The sequence below is a fragment of the Spongisporangium articulatum genome (assembly GCF_044465595.1).
GTDB classification, from domain to species: Bacteria; Actinomycetota; Actinomycetes; order Actinomycetales; family Kineosporiaceae; genus Spongisporangium; species Spongisporangium articulatum.
Map to the genome: position 1 here is coordinate 104,270 of NZ_JBITLV010000001.1, position 16,693 is coordinate 120,962.

Consider the following 16,693-nt stretch of genomic DNA (forward strand, 5'->3'; position numbering starts at 1 on the left):
ACGAACCACACGGGGTGACGGCTGGCAATGCCTGCCGGGTGATCACCCGTCACACTGGTGATCATGCGAGGAACGGAGCGGCTCGATGCCTTCCAGCAGCGGCACCGGTGGCTGGGCTACCCCCTCGCCGTGATCTACAAGTTCTTCGACGACCTGGGCGGTTTCCTGGCCGCGCTGATCACCTACTACGGCTTCATCTCGATCTTCCCGTTGCTGCTGCTGTTCGCGTCGGTGCTCGGTTTCCTGCTGCAGGGCGACGCGCAGCTGCAGGAGCGCATCCTCGACTCCGCGCTACGGCAGTTCCCGGTGATCGGCGAGCAGCTCGGCGACCCGCAGGGGCTGCGCGGCAGCACGACGGCGGTCGTGATCGGCGGTCTCGGGTCGATCTACGGTGCGCTCGGGGTGGCGCAGGCCGTGCAGAACGCGATGAACACGATCTGGGCGGTGCCGCGCAACCGGCGGGGAAACCCGTTCGTGACCCGCGGACGCAGCGTGGTGATCCTGCTGGTCGGCGGGCTGACCGTGGTGGTCACCGGCGGGCTGAGCGCATTCCCGGCCCTGAACAGCTGGGGCACCACGAGCCGCGTCGCCACGACGGTACTCGCCACCTCGATCACCACCGCCTTCTTCGTGTTCCTGTTCCGGTTCGCGACGGCGCACCCGCTGAGCCGCTCCGACGTGCTGCCCGGCGCGTTCGCCGCGGCGCTGGTGTGGCAGCTGCTGCAGTCCACCGGGGCCGCGTACGTGGGCGGGGTGGTGCGCCGGGCCGACGCCACCAACGGGGTGTTCGCGATCGTGCTCGGCCTGATCGCCTGGATCTACCTGGCCGCCGTCTCGATGCTGCTGTGCGCCGAGGCGAACGTCGTGCACGTGCAGCGCCTGTACCCGCGCACCCTGCTGACCCCCTTCACGGACGACGTCGACCTCACCGACGCCGACCGCCGGGCCTACACCAGCTACGCGAACGCCGCGCGCACCAAGGAGTTCGAGTCGGTGGACGTACGGTTCAAGCACAACGGGCAGAACAAGACCGCCAACCGCCTGCGGAAGCGGTTGAGCGCGCTCAGGGAGCGGTCACGAGATCGATGAGAGCCCGCGCCGTGCCTGTCATCTCGGTGCGGGCGGCCCGCAGGTAGGTGCGCGGGTCGACGCCGTCGTACCCGGCCAGGCTGCTCCGGACCGCCGCGGTGAACGCGACGTTGAGCGCCGTCCCGATGTTGACCTTGACGATGCCGGCCCGGATCGCGGCGCGCAGGCTCTCGTCCGGGACGCCCGACGAGCCGTGCAGGACGAGCGGGACGTCGACGGCGTCGCGGATGCCGCTGATCAGCGCGTGGTCGAGGTCGGCCGTGCGTTCGGTCATGGCGTGCGAGGAACCGACGGCGACCGCGAGGGCGTCGACACCGGTGGCCCGCACGTACTCGGCGGCCTGGGCCGGGTCGGTACGGACGCCGGGCGCGTGGGCGCTGGTCACCTGGGTCGCCTTGCCGCCGACGTAGCCGAGCTCGGCCTCGACGAAGACACCGTGGGCGTGCAGGTATTCGGCGCGGCGCGCGGTCTCGGCGACGTTCTCGTCGTAGGGCAGGCTCCCCGCGTCGACCATCACCGACCGGTAGCCGGCGGCCGGGGCCCGCTCGAGGAGGCCGGCGTCCTCGACGTGGTCGAGGTGCAGGGCCACCGGGACGTCGGCGGCGGTCGCCAGCGCCCGCAGGGCCTGGGTCAGCGGGGTCAGCCACCCGTCGTGGTACTTCACCGCGTTCTCGCTGACCTGCAGGATCACCGGCCGGTCGGCCTGTTCGGCCGCGGTGACGACGGCCTCGCCGTGCTCGAGCGTGATGACGTTGAACGCCGCGACGCCGTGGCCGTCGCGCCCGGCCGCCACCACCAGTTCGCCCGCTCCGACCTCGGCCACGTCGCCTCCCGCCCTTGTGGAATGCACAAGCAAATCCAATAATATCCACGAAGGTACAAGGCTTGGCGAGGTGGCCGGATGCTGGAGCAGGCGTGGGTCGGCCTCGACGTCGGCACGACCTCCAGCAAGGCGGTCGCGTACTCCGCCACCGGGGCGGAGCTGGGCTCGGGGCGGGCCCCGACGGTCTGGCGGACGACGCCCCTCGGGGTGGAACTCGACCCGGCGGTCCTGCTCGACTCGGCCCTGTCGGCGCTGGCGTCGGCGGTGGCCGGACTCCCGCCGGCCGTCACCGTGGCCGGGGTGGGCGTCACGAGCATGGGTGAGACCGGGGTGCTGGTGGACGCGTCCGGCGCGGTGTGCGCGCCGTCCATCGCCTGGCACGACACCCGGGATGCCGTCGAGGTCGCCGAGCTCGGCGCCGACCTGGGCGAGGAGTCGTTCGGCGCCCGGGCGGGAAAGCCGCTGCGCGGCCAGTTCTCGATCACCAAGCACCGCTGGCTGCTGAGACACGTGCGCACGGCGGAGCGGGCCGCCCGCCGGTTCAACGTGGCCGAGTGGGTGGCCCGCGGCCTCGGTGCCGCCCCGGTGTGCGACCGGGCCCTGGCCTGCCGCACCGGCTGGTACGACCTGGCCGGCGACGGCTGGTGGGGCGACGCGCTGGAGTGGAGCGGGGCGACGGAGGACCTGATGCCCGACCTGGTGGACTCCGGAACCCCGCTGGGCTCGGCCACGTCCGGGCATCCCCGGCTGCACGGCGCGGTCGTGACCACGGCCGGTCACGACCACCAGGCGGCCGCGCTCGGGGCCGGCGCGACCGGCGTCGGCGACGAACTCGACTCGTCCGGTACGGCCGAGGCCCTGGTCCGCACCGTCGCCCCCGGGCTGACCGGCGACCAGGTGCTGACCCTGGCCCGCGGCGGGATCACCACGGACGTCAGCATCCAGCCCGGCCGGTGGTCGCTGCTGGGCGGGACCGAGGGCGGGCTGCACCTGCAGCAGGCGCTGGACGCGCTCGGGGTCGATCGGGACGGGCTGCCCGGCCTGGACGCGGAGTCGTTGTCCGGTGAGGGTTCTCGGGGGGCCAGGTGGCGCGCAGCGGCGGAGCAGGCGACCGACGAGGCGGTGATCCTGCACGCCGCGATCAGCGCCGTCGCCGGCCCGCACGCCCGGCTGATCGTGACCGGCGGCTGGCGGCACAGCGCCGCCGTGATGGCCGCCAAACGAGCCGGTTTCGGGGCCCTGGAGGTGTCGCCGGTGGCCGAGGCCGGGACGCTCGGCGCGGCCACCCTGGCCGCCCGGGCCGCGGGTGAGCTGGCCGACGACGAGGTGCTGGGCCACGACGAGGTGCTGGGAGCCTGATGACCGAGAAGGGCGACGACCGGGTGGTGCGGCCCATGTTCGCCGAGCAGCGGCGCCAGTTCATGCTGCGCCGGCTGGCCGCGACCGGGCGGGTCGAGGCCTCGCAACTGGCCGAGGAACTCGGGGTCAGTGGCGAGTCGATCCGTAAGGACCTCGGTGAGCTGGAGGACCGCGGGCTGCTGCGGCGCGTGCACGGTGGCGCCATCCCGGTGCACGAGCTGACCGTCGAGCCGACCGTGCAGCAGCGCGGCATCACCCGGGAGAAGGAGGCGATCGCCCGAGCGGCCCTGGCCCACCTGCCCGCGGGTGGGTCGCTGCTGATCGACGCCGGTTCGACCACGGCCGAGTTCGCCGCGCTGCTGGCCGCTTCGGTGCCCGGTGACCGCGAGCTGACCGTGGTCACCAACGCGCTGCCGATCGCCCTGACGCTCGGTGGGTTGCCCGGCGCCGAGGTGCACAACGTGGGCGGCACGGTGCGCCGCCAGACCCTGGCCGCGGTCGGGCAGCAGGCCCTGGACGCGCTGGCCGAGGTCAACGTCGAGACGGCCTTCCTCGGCACCAACGCCATCTCCTTCAGCCGCGGCCTGACCACGCCGGACCCGGCCGAGGCGGCGGTGAAGGCGGCGATGCTGGCCGCCGCGCAGACCCGGATCGTGCTGGCCGACCACACCAAGTTCGGCCGCACCGCCCGGGCCCGGCACGCGACCCTGGCCGACATCGACCTGCTGATCACCGATTCCGGTGTGTCCACCGCCGACCTGAAGGCGCTCGAGGCCGCCGGGGTGGCCGTGGAGGTGGCCCGGCCGTGATCACCACCGTCACCCCCAACCCGAGCCTCGACCGCACGCTGCACGTGACGAAGCTGCGGCTGGGCGGGGTGAACCGGACGTCGGCTGAGAGCGTCGAACCGTCCGGCAAGGGCGTGAACGTGGCGCTCGCCCTGGCGACGGCGGGCGTACCGGTGACCGCCGTGCTGCCCGCCGGAGGGCCGAGCGGGGTGGAGCTGCTGGCGATGCTGGACGAGGCCGGGCTCGACTCGCTCACGGTCGGGATCGCCGGGTCGGTCCGCAGCAACGTCACCCTGGTCGAGGCCGACGGGCGCACCACGAAGGTGAACGAGCCGGGGCCGACGCTCAGCCGCCGGGAGGTCGAGCTGCTCGTGGACTCCTCACTCAGGCCCGGCACCGAGGGCGACTGGGTGGCCTGGTGCGGCTCGCTGCCGGGCGGTTTCGACCACACGACGTTCGCCGCCGCCCTGGCGGCCGCCCGGTCGGCCGGACGGCGGGTCGCGGTCGACGCCTCGGGCCGGGCGCTGGAGGTGGCGCTGTCCGGCGGTCCGGACGGGCTCCCGCACCTGGTGAAGCCGAACGCCGACGAGTTGGCCGAGCTGACCGGCGCCCGGCTACGCACCCTGGGCGACGTCGTCCGCGCCGCCCGGGTGCTCGTGACCCGCGGCGTGCAGACCGTTCTCGTGAGCCTGGGCGGCGACGGGGCGGTCCTGGTGGACGAGGCGGTCTGCTTGCACGGGGCGGCACCGGTGGAACGGGTGGTGAACACCGTGGGGGCGGGTGACGCCTTCCTGGCCGGCTACCTGGCCGTGGAACAGAACCCGCACGAGCGGCTGGCGAGTGCCCTGCGGTTCGGGGCGGTCGCCGTCCAGCAGGACGGCACCCTGCTGCCCCACGGCCCGCTCGCCGAGCGGAACGAGATCGCCTGCACCGTGGGCGAGGTCGAGGAAGGGCGGGCGCTGAGCGCGCCGGCCGGCCGATCAGGAGGTCGAGGATGACCATGCGCAGGGTGCTGGTGACGGCGGACGGTATCGGGCTGGAGGAGGCCGAGGTGCCGGTGCCCGCCGAGCACGAGGTGCTGGTGAGGGGTCTCGTCGCCGGGGTCTGCGGGTCGGACACGCACGCGGCGCACGGGCGCCACCCGTTCGTCGCGCTGCCCTACCACCCGGGTCACGAGGCGGTCGGCGTGGTCGAGGCGTTGGGGGCCGGTGTGACCTCGGTGCGGGTCGGCGACCGGGTCACAGTCGAGCCCGACCTGCCCTGCTGGCACTGCAAGATGTGCGTCACCGGGCGCGAGAACCTGTGTGAGAACCTGCAGTTCTTCGGCTGCGGCTGGCCGCAGGGCGGGATGGGCGAGCGCTGGACGATCGCGGCGAACCGGCTGCACGTCGTGCCGGGCGACCTGTCCCTGGCCGCGGCCGCGCTGATCGAACCGCTGTCGACGCCGGTGCACGCGGTGCGCGTGGCCGGCGACGTCGCCGGGAAGGCGGTGGCCGTGCTCGGCGCCGGGACCATCGGGCTCCTGGTCCTGCGCGTGCTGAAAGCCCTTGGGGCACATCGGATCGTGGTCACCGATCCCCTCCCGGCCAAGCGGGGCCTGGCCCTGCGGCTGGGCGCCGACGCCGTGGTGGACGCGACCGCCGCGGACGCGGCCGAGCAGGTTCGCCGCGAGCTCGGCGAGAGCGCAGACGTGGTGTTCGACTGCGTGGCCGTGGAACCCACCGTCCGGCAGGCGATCTCGATTGCCGACAAGGGCGGGACCGTGGTGATCGTCGGGGTACCGGCGCGCGAGGTCACGGTGCCGTTGCCGATCATCCAGGACCACCAGATCCGGGTCCAGGGCAGCGCCACGTACCTGCCCGAGGACTACCGCGACGCGGTCCGGCTGCTGCAGGCCGGGGCGGTGCGGCCGGAGGACTTCGTCACGGCGGTCTACCCGATGGAGGAGGCCGCCGCGGCGTTCGACGCGTCGTCGTCCGGCGCGCAGGTGAAGGTGCTGGTCTCCATCACTGCGGAGGCGACGGCTCAGCTGGCACCCTGATCGGGCGCAGCAGGGCCCAGGTGATGAACACGCCCGCCACGACGATCAGCCCGATGCCGACCTCGAGGTTGAGGTTCGAGCCGTCGACCTTCTCCTTCTCGGCCGCCGGCGTGAACCACAGACCCATCACGGTCAGCACCACGCCGTAGAGCCCGAGCAGCCCTCCGATCAGGGTGCGGATGTCGAACGCCCCGGCGGTCTTCTTCTCGGCCACGGCTTTCCTCCTATGCGAAGACGACGTTCAGGGCGACGACCAGGACGGCGGCGATCCCGGCCAGCACCGGGGTCGAGCGCCACCAGACCGCGTCGGCACCTTCGCGATGCTCGGTGCGGTCCTCCTTGGGGGTCAGCGAGTAGACCAGGCCGCGCAGCTCGGAGTCCGGTTTGGGTCGCGTCACCAGCGTGACGAGCACGCTGACCACGATGTCGGCGACGAACGCGACGCCCGCGGCCAGGAAGCTCGCGCCCTGCCCCTCGAGGCTGATCACGTCGTTCTCCGAGAGCACGAAGATCGCGACGGCGGAGGCGGTTCCGGTGACCAGGCCGACCCAGCCGGCGGTCGGCGTCATCCGCTTCCAGAACATCCCGAGGATGAACGTCGCGAACAGCGGTGCGTTGAAGAACGAGAACAGCTGCTGCAGGTAGTCCATCAGGTTCGAGTAGCCCGACGCGAGGACGGCGGTACCGATCGCTCCCACGGTGGCGACGACCGTGATGACCCGCCCGACCCTGAGGTAGTAGTCGTCGTCGCGGTCCTTCACCACATAGGTCTGCCAGAGGTCGTAGCTGAACACCGTGTTGAAAGCGCTGATGTTGGCGGCCATCCCGGCCATGAACGCCGCCAGCAGACCGGTGATCGCCACCCCCAGCAGGCCGTTCGGCAGCAGATCGCGCATCAGCAGCAGGATCGCGTCGTTGTACGTGATGTCGGCGGGCGCCTTGCCGGCCTTGGTCTGCACCATCTCGCTGACCGTCACGGCGGCGACCATGCCGGGGATGACGACGATGAACGGGATGAACATCTTCGGGAAGGCACCGATGATCGGCGTGCGGCGCGCGGCCGACATGTCCTTGCTGGCCAGGGCCCGCTGGACCTCGACGAAGTTCGTCGTCCAGTACCCGAAGGACAGCACGAAGCCGAGACCGAAGACGATCCCGACCACCGACAGGAACGAGTTCGTGAAACCTGACAGGTCGCTGCCCGGCCAGGTCGAGAGCTGTTCCGCGCCACCCGGTCCGGCGGTGACCTTCTCCTTCAGCCCCTCCCAGCCGCCGACCTTGTACAGCCCGGCGATGGTCAGCGGCAGCAGCGCCGCGACGATCACGAAGAACTGCAGCACCTCGTTGTAGATGGCCGCCGACAGGCCACCGAGGGTGGTGTACGCGAGGACGATGGCGGCGGCCACGATGAGCGAGACCCACAGCGGCCAGCCCAGCAGGGCCTCGACGATGCTGCCGAGCAGGAACAGGTTGATGCCCGCGATCAGGATCTGGGCGAGCGCGAAGCTGAGGGCGTTCACCAGATGGGCGGGGGTACCGAACCGGCGCAGCATGAACTCCGGCACGCTGCGAACCTTCGAGCCGTAGTAGAAGGGCATCATCACGACGCCCAGGAACAGCATCGCGGGCACGGCCCCGACCCAGAAGTAGTGCATCGTCGGCAGCCCGTACTGCGCGCCGTTGGCGGACATCCCGATGATCTCGACGGCCCCGAGGTTGGCCGAGATGAAAGCCAGGCCCGTGACCCACGCGGGCAGCGACCGGCCGGACAGGAAGAAGTCGATGCTGCTGCTGACCTGGCGGCGGGCGAGCAGGCCGATGCCCAGCACGACCACGAAATAGACGGCGAGCAGCGCGTAGTCGATGAACTGGGCATCCAGCCTGAGTGCGTTGTCCACGACCTCTGGTGTAACCCCTGCGCAACAAAGGCGCATTTCGGCGCCCCGCCGGCGCGCGAGTGGGGCCACCCCCGGATCGGGAGCGGCCCCACTCGTTGCGGTACGGACAGGTCACCCGCGCTGCTCGATGAACTCCTTGAACCGCTTCGCGTCGGACCTGACCTGACGGTCGTCGATGTTGACCGCCGCACCGACCTTCTCGGCCACCCCGGAGGGTTCCCAGTCGATCGAGACGGTCACCCGCGTGGTGTCCGCATCGATCGGTTCGAAGGTCACGACGCCGGCGTGCCGGGTGTCGCCACCCGTGCTCTCCCAGGCCACGACCTCGTCGGGCCGCTGCTGGGTGATCTCGGCGTCGAACTCACGGTGCACGCCCGCCACACTGGTCACCCAGTGCGTGTGCGTGGCGTCGATCTGACGGATCGACTCGACCCCGTTCATGAACCTCGGGAAGGTCTCGAACTGGGTCCACTGGTCGTAAGCGGTGCGTACCGGTACCTGGACGTCCACGGACTCCTGTACCTGTGCCACGAGAGAACATCTCCTCGGTGCTGATCGACGGTCTTCCTTGCCTCTCCAGCTAAACGCGTCCCGGCCAGGGGACAACTCGATCAATCACCGAGCAGCCCCAGCACGGCCCGCTCGGTGGCCGGCGAGGGGGCGGGCAGTTCCACGAGATCGGCCTCGGTGCCGAAGTCCTCGGGACGGCGGCGCGCGTCGATCGTGCGTCCCTCGCGGTAGCGATCGAGCACCTTCGGGTCGATGTACGAGGCCCGGCAGACGGCGGGCGTGTTCCCCAGGTACTGGGAGACCTGTTTCACCGCCCGGGCGACCTCGCGCCTGCCCGCCGACTCCGAGCGCGGCCGGTCCCGACCGGCGAGGGCCACGGCGGCCAGGACGGTGCCGTGCCAGGTGCGGAAGTCCTTGGCGGAGGCGTCCGGACCCACGACATCCTTGAGGTAGGTGTTGAGGTCGTCGCTGCCGACGTCGCGCCAGCGCCCGCCGTCGCGGTAGGCCAGCAGTTCCTCGCCGCCGCTGCGGCGACGGCGCAGAGTGCCTACCGCGTCGAGGATCTCGGCGTCCGTGAGCACCATCGTGCGCCGGTTGCCCGATTTGGCGGGGAAGTCGAAGGCGAGGGTGTCGCGGTCCAGCTGCACGTGCTCCTTGCGCAGGGTCGCGAGCCCGTAGCTGCCGTGCTCCTCCGCGTACTGCTCGCCGCCGATCCGGAACAGGCCCCGGTCCAGGAGCCGGAAGCCCACCGCCAGCGCGCGTTCCCGCGGCATGCCGGGCCGCGCCAGGTGGTCGCGCACCGTCCGGCGGGCGGCGGGCAGCCGGCGCGCGAATCCCAGCACCCGCTCATGCTTCTTCGTCGCCCGCTGCTCGCTCCAGGCCGGGTGGTAGAGGTACTGCCGTCGACCCGCCGCGTCCGTGCCGACCGCCTGCAGGTGCCCGTTCGGGAACGGGCACAACCAGACGTCCTGCCAGGCCGGTGGGATGACGAGATCACCCAGCCGGTCGAGGATCTCGGCGTCCTTGATCCGCCGGCCGTCGCCGTCGAGATAGATGAACCCGCGCCCGGCCCGGCGGCGCGTCCACCCGGGCTGGCTCGGCGAGGTACGGCGCAGCCTGGGCATCAGACGACCTCCGGTTCCACGCTAGGCAGGTCGTTCAGCAGGTCTCCCAACCCACCCTGGGCCCGGGCTCGGCATCGGGCACTGGTGCGCACCACGACGTCCACGACGCGGCGCACCGGCCATCCCCCGTCCTCCAGCAGCCCCAACAGCGCGTGCTCCTCGCCCACCCGCACGACCGGCCAGCCACCGACGGCGAGGTAGGCGTCGGAGCGGACAGCGAGGTTGGCGGCGTAGGCGTGCCCGTGGCTCACGCCGTGGATCCCGGCCGCCACCAGGTCGTCATAGACGTGGAGTGCCTGCGGCGACAGACCCGGCCGATCGTCGAGCTCGGTCAACCCGGCCACGGCGGCCACGCCGTCGTGGGCGTGCCCGAGAAGGCGCAGCGCCCAGTCGGCCGGCACGGTGGTGTCGGCGTCCGTGGACAGCAGCAGCACGGCGCCGTCGACCGGCAGCCGGCGCAGCGCCTCGGCCACCCCCCGGTGGCGCACGGCCCCCACCCGCTCGGCGTCGTCCTGCACGACGATTCCCCGGCGTTCGAGCACTCCGAGGGCCAGCAGCGCGGTGGCGTCCGTGCACCGGTTGGCGACCACGACGACGAGCGAGGGCAGGGACACCCGGTCAAGGGCCGCGAGCACCGAATGCAGGCACGGCACGATCAGCTCCTCCTCGTCCCGGGCCGGGACGACGACGGCCAGCGCCTCGATCATCTGCGGGTCAGGACGTCGAGCACGAAGTCCGCCTCCTCGTGCCGGACGACGGGTGCCCAGCCCGGCCGGTGCCGCACCTGGTCGTTCACGGTCTCCCCTGCGGCCCAGGCATCCTCGGGGTGATGCCGCCAATGGACGACGACCAGGTCACCACCGGGCTCGACCGCCGCCTCGGCGCGCTGCAGCGTCGCGTCCCGGTCGGACTCGTCGAGGTAGTAGAGGACCTCGGACAGCACCACGAGGTCATAGGAGGCGCCCGGCGGGCACGTGGGCAGTGCCGCTTGCTCGACCCGGACGTTGGGCAGGTCGGCCGTGCGCTGCCGCGCCGCGAACACCGCCGCCCGGCTGATGTCGCAGGCGTCGACGCGTTCGGCCCGCGCCGCCAGCAGCACGGTGAGTTCCCCGATGGAGCAGCCGGGTTCCCACACCGCCCGGTAGGCGGGTCTTGGCAGGCAGCTGACCGTGATCGCGTACTTGCGGCGCTCGTACCAGGAGTCCCGGTACCGCCAGGGGTCGGGCTCGACGTCGTACTTCGCGTCGAAATGCGCAGCGAGGTTCGAGAGTTCAACCATCGAGCGCCGCCCGCCCCAGCGCCGCCAGATCGCGTTCGGCGTGCTGCTGACGCACGTACACCTGCAGGTCGGCCAGGCGGTGCGCGAAGTCACCGTCGCGACACAGCGGGGTCGGCCCGGTCAGTCTCGGTGCGCGGGTGAGGACTTCGGTCACTGCGGCGTCGACGGCGGCCCGGCACAGGAGCGCCGCCGTCGCCGGATCTCCCGGCTCGTCCGCGGCGCGGGCCAGCACGGCGTCGGCCTGGGCGACGGCGACCGTCAGCGCTCCGAGGTGCGCGAGCTGGTGCGGGTCCGGCTCGAAGCGGCGCAGGCCGGCGGTGACGGCGTCGAGCACGCCGGCCGCCCCGCCCAGCCAGACGGCGGCGACACCTATCCCGCCGAGCGGGAAACCGGGCCGGTCGAGATAGAACCCCGGGCTGCCGACCCCATCGGCAAGGGACGCCGCTACGTCGACCTCGACGTCGAGGCTGTCGCTGAGGTCCATGCCGACGGCGCGCCACGTGCCGTCGAGCGGCTCCCAACCCTCGCCCACGGCGAGGTCGAGGAGCAGGACCTGAGCGGACGGCGTCCGTGCGGTCACGAGGACCCGATCGACCCAGCGGGCGCCGGTCGCGTAGCGCAGGGTGCCCGACACGTGGAAACCGCCGGCCACCGGTTCGGCGGTCAGGCCCGTCCCCCCGGAACCGGACGCCCAGACGCCGTAGACCGCGCCGGGGAACGGTTTCCGCCCCGCCTCGGCGAGGATTCCCACCGCGTCGACGTGCCCCTCGACCAGCCGGGCGAGCACCAGGTCGCGGCGGCCCAGGGCGGCCAGGTAGGCCCAGGTGGCCCGCCGTTCGTCACGCGGCCCGTCGAAACCCAACGCCTCCGACCGCGCCGCCGAGTGCACGCGCTCACGGTCGCCCATCGTCCCGCGGGCGAAACCCTCCGCAGTGTGCGGATCTTCGAGGAGGACCGACGTGGCGCCGAGAACGGTCAGGGGGTCGCCGAACGGGGTGAGCGCCATGCTCGACAAGAAATCACGACCTGTGAACCACGCAACTTCGCGGCCACCGTGGTCACAGACCGTCGCTCTCCTTGACGTGGCTGTCATCGCGCAGCTCGATGTACGGCTCCTGGTCGGCGGGGTGCCCGCGCAGGATCGCCCGGCCGCGTTCGAGTTCCGCGTTCAGCTCCGCCCCCAGCAGCAGGGCGATGTTCGAGATCCAGAGCCAGACCAGGAAGACGATGACCGCGGCCAGCGACCCGTAGGTCTTGTTGTACGACGCGAAATTGGCCACGTAGACGGCGAACCCGATCGAGGCGACCACCCACAGCAGGACGCCGACCACGCCGCCCGGGCTGACCCACCGGAACCCCTGCCGGGCGTTGGGCGAGGCCCAGTACAGCAGGGCGAACATGAAGGAGACGACCAGCAGGAGCACCGGCCACTTGGCGATGTTCCAGGCCGTGACGGCCGCGTCGCCCAGCCCGAGGAGGTCGCCGATGCGCTGGGCCAGGGAGCCGGTCACGACGACGGCCAGGGCACACGCCGCCAGCAGCACCATGATCAGCGCGGTCAGGCCGACGCGGATCGGCAACGTCTTCCAGATCGGGCGACCCTCGGGGACGTCGTAGATGGCGTTGGAGGCGCGCATGAACGCGGAGATGTAGCCCGACGCCGACCACAGCGCGGCCAGCAGCCCGACGATCGCCAGGAGGCCGGCCGACTGGCTGCTGTCCTGCAGGTTCTGGATCCCGGTGACGAGTACGGGCCGCAGGCTGCTCGGCGCGAGCCCGTTCACGTTCGAGATGAGGGTCTGGCTCGCGTCCTGGCCGAGCAGGCCGATGAGCGACAGGAGGACCAGCAGCGCCGGGAAGATGGACAGCACGCCGTAGTACGTGAGGGCCGCGGCCCAGTCGGTGAGGCCGTCGATGCTGAACTCCTTGACCGCGCGGCGCACCGCCCCGAACCAGGCCCGGGCCGGCAACCGGGTGGGCACCTCGGGGGCGGAGTCGGGCTCGACCCGCTCGTCGCGGCGAGCCTCATCGCGCCGGGCTTCCTCGCGCCGGGCTTCCTCGCGCCGGGCTTCCTCGCCCCGGGCTTCCTCGCGCCGGGCTTTGGGGTGGAGGAGACGGTCTCGCAGAGTGCTCATGAGCAGCGCCTTCCAGGCACGAGGGGCTGGGGCCGGCCGCCTTCTCGACGCCCTTCGACGCTAGGCGCGCGTCCCTCGGGCGCCAGTCCAGATGACCCCTCCGATGTGGCATGAACAACTTCTGAACAATTCGGCAGGCACGGTACGCAAACGGGATTTACCGTCCTCTCAGAACGAGCGAACCACCGGGTCACCCCGGTCGAGGCGGAGGAGAGTGCCATGACGATTCCCGCGAAGATCGGCAAGCTGATCTCACTCCCGTACCGCGCCGACGCGGCCCAGTCCGCGGCCGACGCCGCCGCGATGATGCGTTGCGACACCTGCGACCTGGTCGGTGGGCCCTTCGAACCGGCCGAGGCCAAGCACCTGCTCGGCATCCACAACCAGCTGCACCACGGGATCGCCGGCGCCGCCTGAGCATCTGAGATCGGCGACGCTGCCGCGTTTCAGTGAGTCTCGCTGGGCCGAATCCGGCGATGACGCCGATCTTCGGGTGGGTGTCACTCGACTCGACCGATCGGTCTCGGCGGCGACACTTCTGGCATGGCGTCGTACGAGGTCAACCCGAGAGGTGTCGAGCACGCCCGGCACCTGATCGCCCGACGGCAGTACGTGCTCGACAGCGACTGGGGGCAGGTCCAGCCGAACGCCGCCGCCCAGAACGCCTTTCTCGAGAAGCACGACTGGGACGAGTACTCCGGGTGGCACCTGGGCCTCACGGTGGGCGCGAACGACGGCACCAAGGCCCGGTACGCATTCGGGTACGGGGACTTCCGCCGCGTCCACCGCTCCGGGCTGATCGCCTGCGTGTACCGGGCGGCCGAGTGGCGGCACAAGGCCGTCGAGCGAGCCGCCTACGACCTGCTCCAGGCCCTGGACGAGCGAGCCGGCATCAGCTGAACGTCACCGGCGACCCTCGAGCAGGTATGCGAGCCGGTCCAGCGCCTCCTCGTTGCGCGGCACGATCCCGAGCTGCCGAAGCGGTTGGGGTACAAGCGTTCCCGGCCCACTCACGGCGTCCTCCTGCATCGTGATCACCGAACCGCCGCGCCCGTCGTCCTGGATCTCCAGGATCACGTGCGCCTCGCCGAACGGCCAGGCTCGCGCCTTCAGTTTCAGCAACCGCGGCCGGTGCGACTCCAGCACCTCGGTGGTGTCGTCGAGCAGCAACGGCCACGCGCCCACCGAGTGGTGCAGCCGGGTCCCGACCGCCGGCCACCCGTCGTCCACCTCCCGCATGCGCGACGCGCCTACCACCCACATCGGGTAGAGCCAGCCGTCGGACAGCACGTCGAAGACCTGCTGCGCCGAGACGTCCACGTGACGGGTCAATGCCTTCATCCGGCCATCCTGGGCCCGTCCGCCCGGCGTGCACCTCGAAGCGCCCCGGCCTACGGTGCGCACACCCGACAGCCAGGAGGTCACCATGTACGTCGTCGTCGCATCCGCCACCGCCCGCCCCGAGTCCCGGGCCGAGCTGGCGCAGCTCCTCGCGGGCGCGGCGGAGGCCTCACGGTCCGAGGACGGCTGCCTGAGCTACCACTTCACCGGTGACCTGGAAAACCCGGACGCCTTCTCCAGCTTCGAGATCTGGCGCGACCAGGCCGCCCTGCAGACTCACCTCGCCGGCCCGGGCGTCGCCGGGTTGTTGGCGAAGATCGGGCCCCTCGTCGCGGCGCCCCCGACCATCGTCGGCTACCAGGTCGAGGGCGTCCCCGACCAGCTCGCCTGAGGGCGGTCGCACCACCCGAAGTGCACCCCGCCCCGGGTCGCTCGACCATGGGCGCATGGCGGACGACGACGCGCTGGTCGAGGCGCTCGGTGCCCTCTCGGAGGCGCTCGAGAAGACCGAACGGGCCCGGGGGCACCTGTACGAGTTCCACCAGCTGACCGGCTCGGCCGACGGGTCGCTCGACGCGGTGATGGACGGACTGCGGAAAGCCGGCCACGCCGAGGCGGCCGACCGGCTGCAGCGCGAACTGGTCGGCCTGGACGTGCTCGAGGGCCGGTGGACCTACCAGGTGATCGAGGAGTACGACGACGGCTACTACGCCACCTTCAAGCGCCTGGAACGCGAGCTGCGCGACGAGCTCGGCGTCCCGCGGCACGAACACGAGCGACGGATGAAGCGCGACCGTCAGTCCTGACTTTCGGCAGTACCGCCAGGACGCCGGCCTCCGGCAGCCTGAGCGCATGATCCGGATGGAGCACCTGACCAAGCGCCACGGTGACGTCGTGGCCCTCGACGACCTGACGCTGACGATCCGCCCCGGCGCCGTGACCGGCCTGATCGGCCCCAACGGCGCCGGCAAGACCACGACCCTGCGCCTCATCGTCGGCCTCGACACACCCACCGGTGGCGCGGTCACCGTGGACGGCGTCCGGTACGCCGACCTTCCGCACCCGGCGCAGACTCTCGGCGCCCACCTCGACGTCCGCTCCGCCCACCCCGGCCGGACGGCCCGCAGCCACCTCCTCGGCCTGGCCCGGCACCTCGGCGTGGAACCCGAACGGGTGACCGAGGTGCTGGCCCGCACCGGCCTGGCCGGGGTCGCCCGACGACGGGTGGGCACCTTCTCCCTCGGCATGACCCAACGCCTGGGCATCGCGGGCGGCCTGCTCGGCGACCCCGAGGTGCTGGTGCTGGACGAACCGGTGAACGGCCTCGACACCGAAGGGGTCCGGTGGATCCGCGGCCTGCTGCGCGCGCTGGCCGCCGAGGGGCGGACCGTCCTCGTGTGCAGCCACCTGCTGGCGGAGCTCGAGCGCATCGCGGACCACGTCGTCGTCCTCGGCCGCGGCCGGCTGCTGGCCGACGCCCCGCTCGCCGCCTTCCTCCAGAACGGCACTCTCGAAGACGGTTACGTGCGCCTGGTGACGGGCCACGAAGAGTTCCGGACCGTGGCGTGAGCGCGCTCGGCGCCGAGTGGGGCAAGCTCTGGTCGGTGCCGGCGCCGGCCGCGGCGCTGCTCGGCGCGGGCGCGGTCGCGCTCGTCACCACGGCCTCGCTGGCCTCGGACTTCGTGGTGGACGTCGGGCGCGGCACCGTGCCGGCGAACGCACAGCTGCCGCTCGCCGACGCGCTCACCCCCGCGGTCCAGACGGCTCTGACCCTGGTTGCCACGTTCGCCCTGCTCCCGGTGACGGCCGAGTTCGCCAGCGGCAGCATCCGCAGCACGCTGTGGGCCCAGCCGCGCCGCGTCCGGGTCCTGAACGCGAAGGCGGCGGTCGTCGTGGCGACCGTCGTGCCGGCGGGGCTGCTCGCCGCCCTGACCTGCCGCGCGGCCGCCGTCGTCCTGCTCGCCGGGCATGTCTCCGGGGCCGAGCTGCGGCCGGCCGCCTGGGTACTCGACGCGCTCCGGACGACGGTCCTCTTCGCGGCAGCCGCTCTCCTCACGCTCGGGCTGGCGGCGCTGTTGCGCAGCACGGCGGGCACGCTGGGCGCGGCGGCCGGGCTGCTGATCGCGCCGGTGCTGCTGCCGGACGGTGCGTCGCGGTGGACCCCCGGTGGGGCGGGCGCGCAGTTCGTAGCCTGGTCGGGCCCCGACCCGACACTGTGCGGGGTGGTGCTGCTGGGCTGGGCCGCCGCGACGTACGCGGCGGGTCGGTGGTGGTTCGCGCACCGGGACGTGTGAGGAGGCGCCGTC

At 72.1% G+C, this 16,693-nt stretch carries 21 protein-coding genes; 11 read left to right on the forward strand and 10 right to left on the reverse strand.

What is annotated here, in order from left to right:
- Positions 1-63: 63 nt before the first annotated feature.
- Complete coding sequence (locus tag ACIB24_RS00510; protein ID WP_398273578.1) at positions 64-1,089, forward strand: YihY/virulence factor BrkB family protein; 1,026 nt, start codon at positions 64-66, stop codon at positions 1,087-1,089.
- On the opposite strand, the gene ACIB24_RS00515 is transcribed toward ACIB24_RS00510, so the two are convergent.
- Entirely contained in the window at positions 1,064-1,912 is an 849-nt protein-coding gene (locus tag ACIB24_RS00515) for a ketose-bisphosphate aldolase (protein ID WP_398273581.1), read from the reverse strand. The genes ACIB24_RS00510 and ACIB24_RS00515 overlap by 26 nt on opposite strands.
- 78 nt (positions 1,913-1,990) lie before the next feature.
- On the opposite strand from ACIB24_RS00515, the gene ACIB24_RS00520 reads away from it, so the two are divergent.
- Genes ACIB24_RS00520 through ACIB24_RS00535 form a run of 4 tightly spaced genes read left to right on the forward strand, consistent with a single transcriptional unit; the run spans position 1,991 to position 6,100 of the window.
- Positions 1,991-3,271: an FGGY family carbohydrate kinase gene (locus ACIB24_RS00520; protein WP_398273584.1), complete on the forward strand. Its 1,281-nt coding sequence runs from the start codon at positions 1,991-1,993 to the stop codon at positions 3,269-3,271.
- On the forward strand, positions 3,271-4,080 hold the full coding sequence (locus ACIB24_RS00525; protein WP_398273587.1) for a DeoR/GlpR family DNA-binding transcription regulator: 810 nt from the start codon (positions 3,271-3,273) through the stop codon (positions 4,078-4,080). Before ACIB24_RS00520 ends, ACIB24_RS00525 begins: the two co-directional genes overlap by 1 nt.
- On the forward strand, positions 4,077-5,057 hold the full coding sequence (locus ACIB24_RS00530; protein WP_398273590.1) for a 1-phosphofructokinase family hexose kinase: 981 nt from the start codon (positions 4,077-4,079) through the stop codon (positions 5,055-5,057). Before ACIB24_RS00525 ends, ACIB24_RS00530 begins: the two co-directional genes overlap by 4 nt.
- Positions 5,054-6,100 (forward strand): zinc-binding dehydrogenase, encoded by a 1,047-nt coding sequence (locus ACIB24_RS00535; RefSeq protein WP_398273593.1) that lies wholly within the window; start codon positions 5,054-5,056, stop codon positions 6,098-6,100. Before ACIB24_RS00530 ends, ACIB24_RS00535 begins: the two co-directional genes overlap by 4 nt.
- On the opposite strand, the gene ACIB24_RS00540 is transcribed toward ACIB24_RS00535, so the two are convergent.
- The 8 genes from ACIB24_RS00540 to ACIB24_RS00575 form a co-directional block, all read right to left on the reverse strand.
- Positions 6,066-6,314, reverse strand: coding sequence for a hypothetical protein (locus ACIB24_RS00540; RefSeq protein ID WP_398273596.1), 249 nt, complete (start codon positions 6,312-6,314; stop codon positions 6,066-6,068). The two genes, ACIB24_RS00535 and ACIB24_RS00540, sit on opposite strands and share 35 nt — an antisense overlap.
- 10 nt (positions 6,315-6,324) lie before the next feature.
- Positions 6,325-8,034, reverse strand: coding sequence for a sodium:solute symporter family protein (locus ACIB24_RS00545; protein ID WP_398276673.1), 1,710 nt, complete (start codon positions 8,032-8,034; stop codon positions 6,325-6,327).
- 75 nt (positions 8,035-8,109) lie between these two features.
- Positions 8,110-8,529 carry an SRPBCC family protein gene (locus tag ACIB24_RS00550; RefSeq protein ID WP_398273599.1) on the reverse strand — a complete coding sequence of 140 codons (420 nt, stop codon included), beginning with the start codon at positions 8,527-8,529 and terminating at the stop codon, positions 8,110-8,112.
- Between the two features lie 80 nt (positions 8,530-8,609).
- The gene (locus tag ACIB24_RS00555) at positions 8,610-9,632 is read right to left on the reverse strand and encodes a DNA topoisomerase IB (protein WP_398273601.1); all 1,023 of its coding nucleotides are present in this window, start codon (positions 9,630-9,632) and stop codon (positions 8,610-8,612) included.
- Positions 9,632-10,339 (reverse strand): glycosyltransferase, encoded by a 708-nt coding sequence (locus tag ACIB24_RS00560; RefSeq protein ID WP_398273604.1) that lies wholly within the window; start codon positions 10,337-10,339, stop codon positions 9,632-9,634. The genes ACIB24_RS00555 and ACIB24_RS00560 overlap by 1 nt, the downstream gene beginning before the upstream one ends.
- Positions 10,336-10,911: a class I SAM-dependent methyltransferase gene (locus tag ACIB24_RS00565; RefSeq protein ID WP_398273607.1), complete on the reverse strand. Its 576-nt coding sequence runs from the start codon at positions 10,909-10,911 to the stop codon at positions 10,336-10,338. The genes ACIB24_RS00560 and ACIB24_RS00565 overlap by 4 nt, the downstream gene beginning before the upstream one ends.
- On the reverse strand, positions 10,904-11,917 hold the full coding sequence (locus ACIB24_RS00570; RefSeq protein WP_398273610.1) for an acyl-CoA dehydrogenase: 1,014 nt from the start codon (positions 11,915-11,917) through the stop codon (positions 10,904-10,906). The genes ACIB24_RS00565 and ACIB24_RS00570 overlap by 8 nt, the downstream gene beginning before the upstream one ends.
- A gap of 52 nt (positions 11,918-11,969) precedes the next feature.
- The gene (locus tag ACIB24_RS00575; protein ID WP_398273613.1) at positions 11,970-13,046 is read right to left on the reverse strand and encodes a YihY/virulence factor BrkB family protein; all 1,077 of its coding nucleotides are present in this window, start codon (positions 13,044-13,046) and stop codon (positions 11,970-11,972) included.
- A 219-nt stretch (positions 13,047-13,265) separates the two neighbouring features.
- Here ACIB24_RS00575 and ACIB24_RS00580 point away from each other — a divergent pair, with 219 nt between their 5' ends.
- Positions 13,266-13,463 carry a hypothetical protein gene (locus ACIB24_RS00580; protein ID WP_398273616.1) on the forward strand — a complete coding sequence of 66 codons (198 nt, stop codon included), beginning with the start codon at positions 13,266-13,268 and terminating at the stop codon, positions 13,461-13,463.
- 126 nt (positions 13,464-13,589) lie between these two features.
- Complete coding sequence (locus ACIB24_RS00585) at positions 13,590-13,946, forward strand: hypothetical protein (RefSeq protein WP_398273619.1); 357 nt, start codon at positions 13,590-13,592, stop codon at positions 13,944-13,946.
- Between the two features lie 3 nt (positions 13,947-13,949).
- Here the strand turns inward: ACIB24_RS00585 and ACIB24_RS00590 are convergent, their stop codons facing one another.
- Positions 13,950-14,387 carry an SRPBCC family protein gene (locus ACIB24_RS00590; RefSeq protein WP_398273622.1) on the reverse strand — a complete coding sequence of 146 codons (438 nt, stop codon included), beginning with the start codon at positions 14,385-14,387 and terminating at the stop codon, positions 13,950-13,952.
- Between the two features lie 55 nt (positions 14,388-14,442).
- On the opposite strand from ACIB24_RS00590, the gene ACIB24_RS00595 reads away from it, so the two are divergent.
- Genes ACIB24_RS00595 through ACIB24_RS00610 form a run of 4 tightly spaced genes read left to right on the forward strand, consistent with a single transcriptional unit; the run spans position 14,443 to position 16,681 of the window.
- A complete protein-coding gene (locus tag ACIB24_RS00595; protein ID WP_398273625.1) occupies positions 14,443-14,778 on the forward strand; it encodes a putative quinol monooxygenase in 336 nt (111 codons plus the stop codon).
- A gap of 55 nt (positions 14,779-14,833) precedes the next feature.
- The gene (locus ACIB24_RS00600) at positions 14,834-15,193 is read left to right on the forward strand and encodes a hypothetical protein (RefSeq protein ID WP_398273628.1); all 360 of its coding nucleotides are present in this window, start codon (positions 14,834-14,836) and stop codon (positions 15,191-15,193) included.
- Positions 15,194-15,239: 46 nt separating this feature from the next.
- Positions 15,240-15,956: an ABC transporter ATP-binding protein gene (locus ACIB24_RS00605; protein ID WP_398273631.1), complete on the forward strand. Its 717-nt coding sequence runs from the start codon at positions 15,240-15,242 to the stop codon at positions 15,954-15,956.
- Positions 15,953-16,681: a hypothetical protein gene (locus ACIB24_RS00610; protein ID WP_398273634.1), complete on the forward strand. Its 729-nt coding sequence runs from the start codon at positions 15,953-15,955 to the stop codon at positions 16,679-16,681. The genes ACIB24_RS00605 and ACIB24_RS00610 overlap by 4 nt, the downstream gene beginning before the upstream one ends.
- Positions 16,682-16,693: the final 12 nt, after the last annotated feature.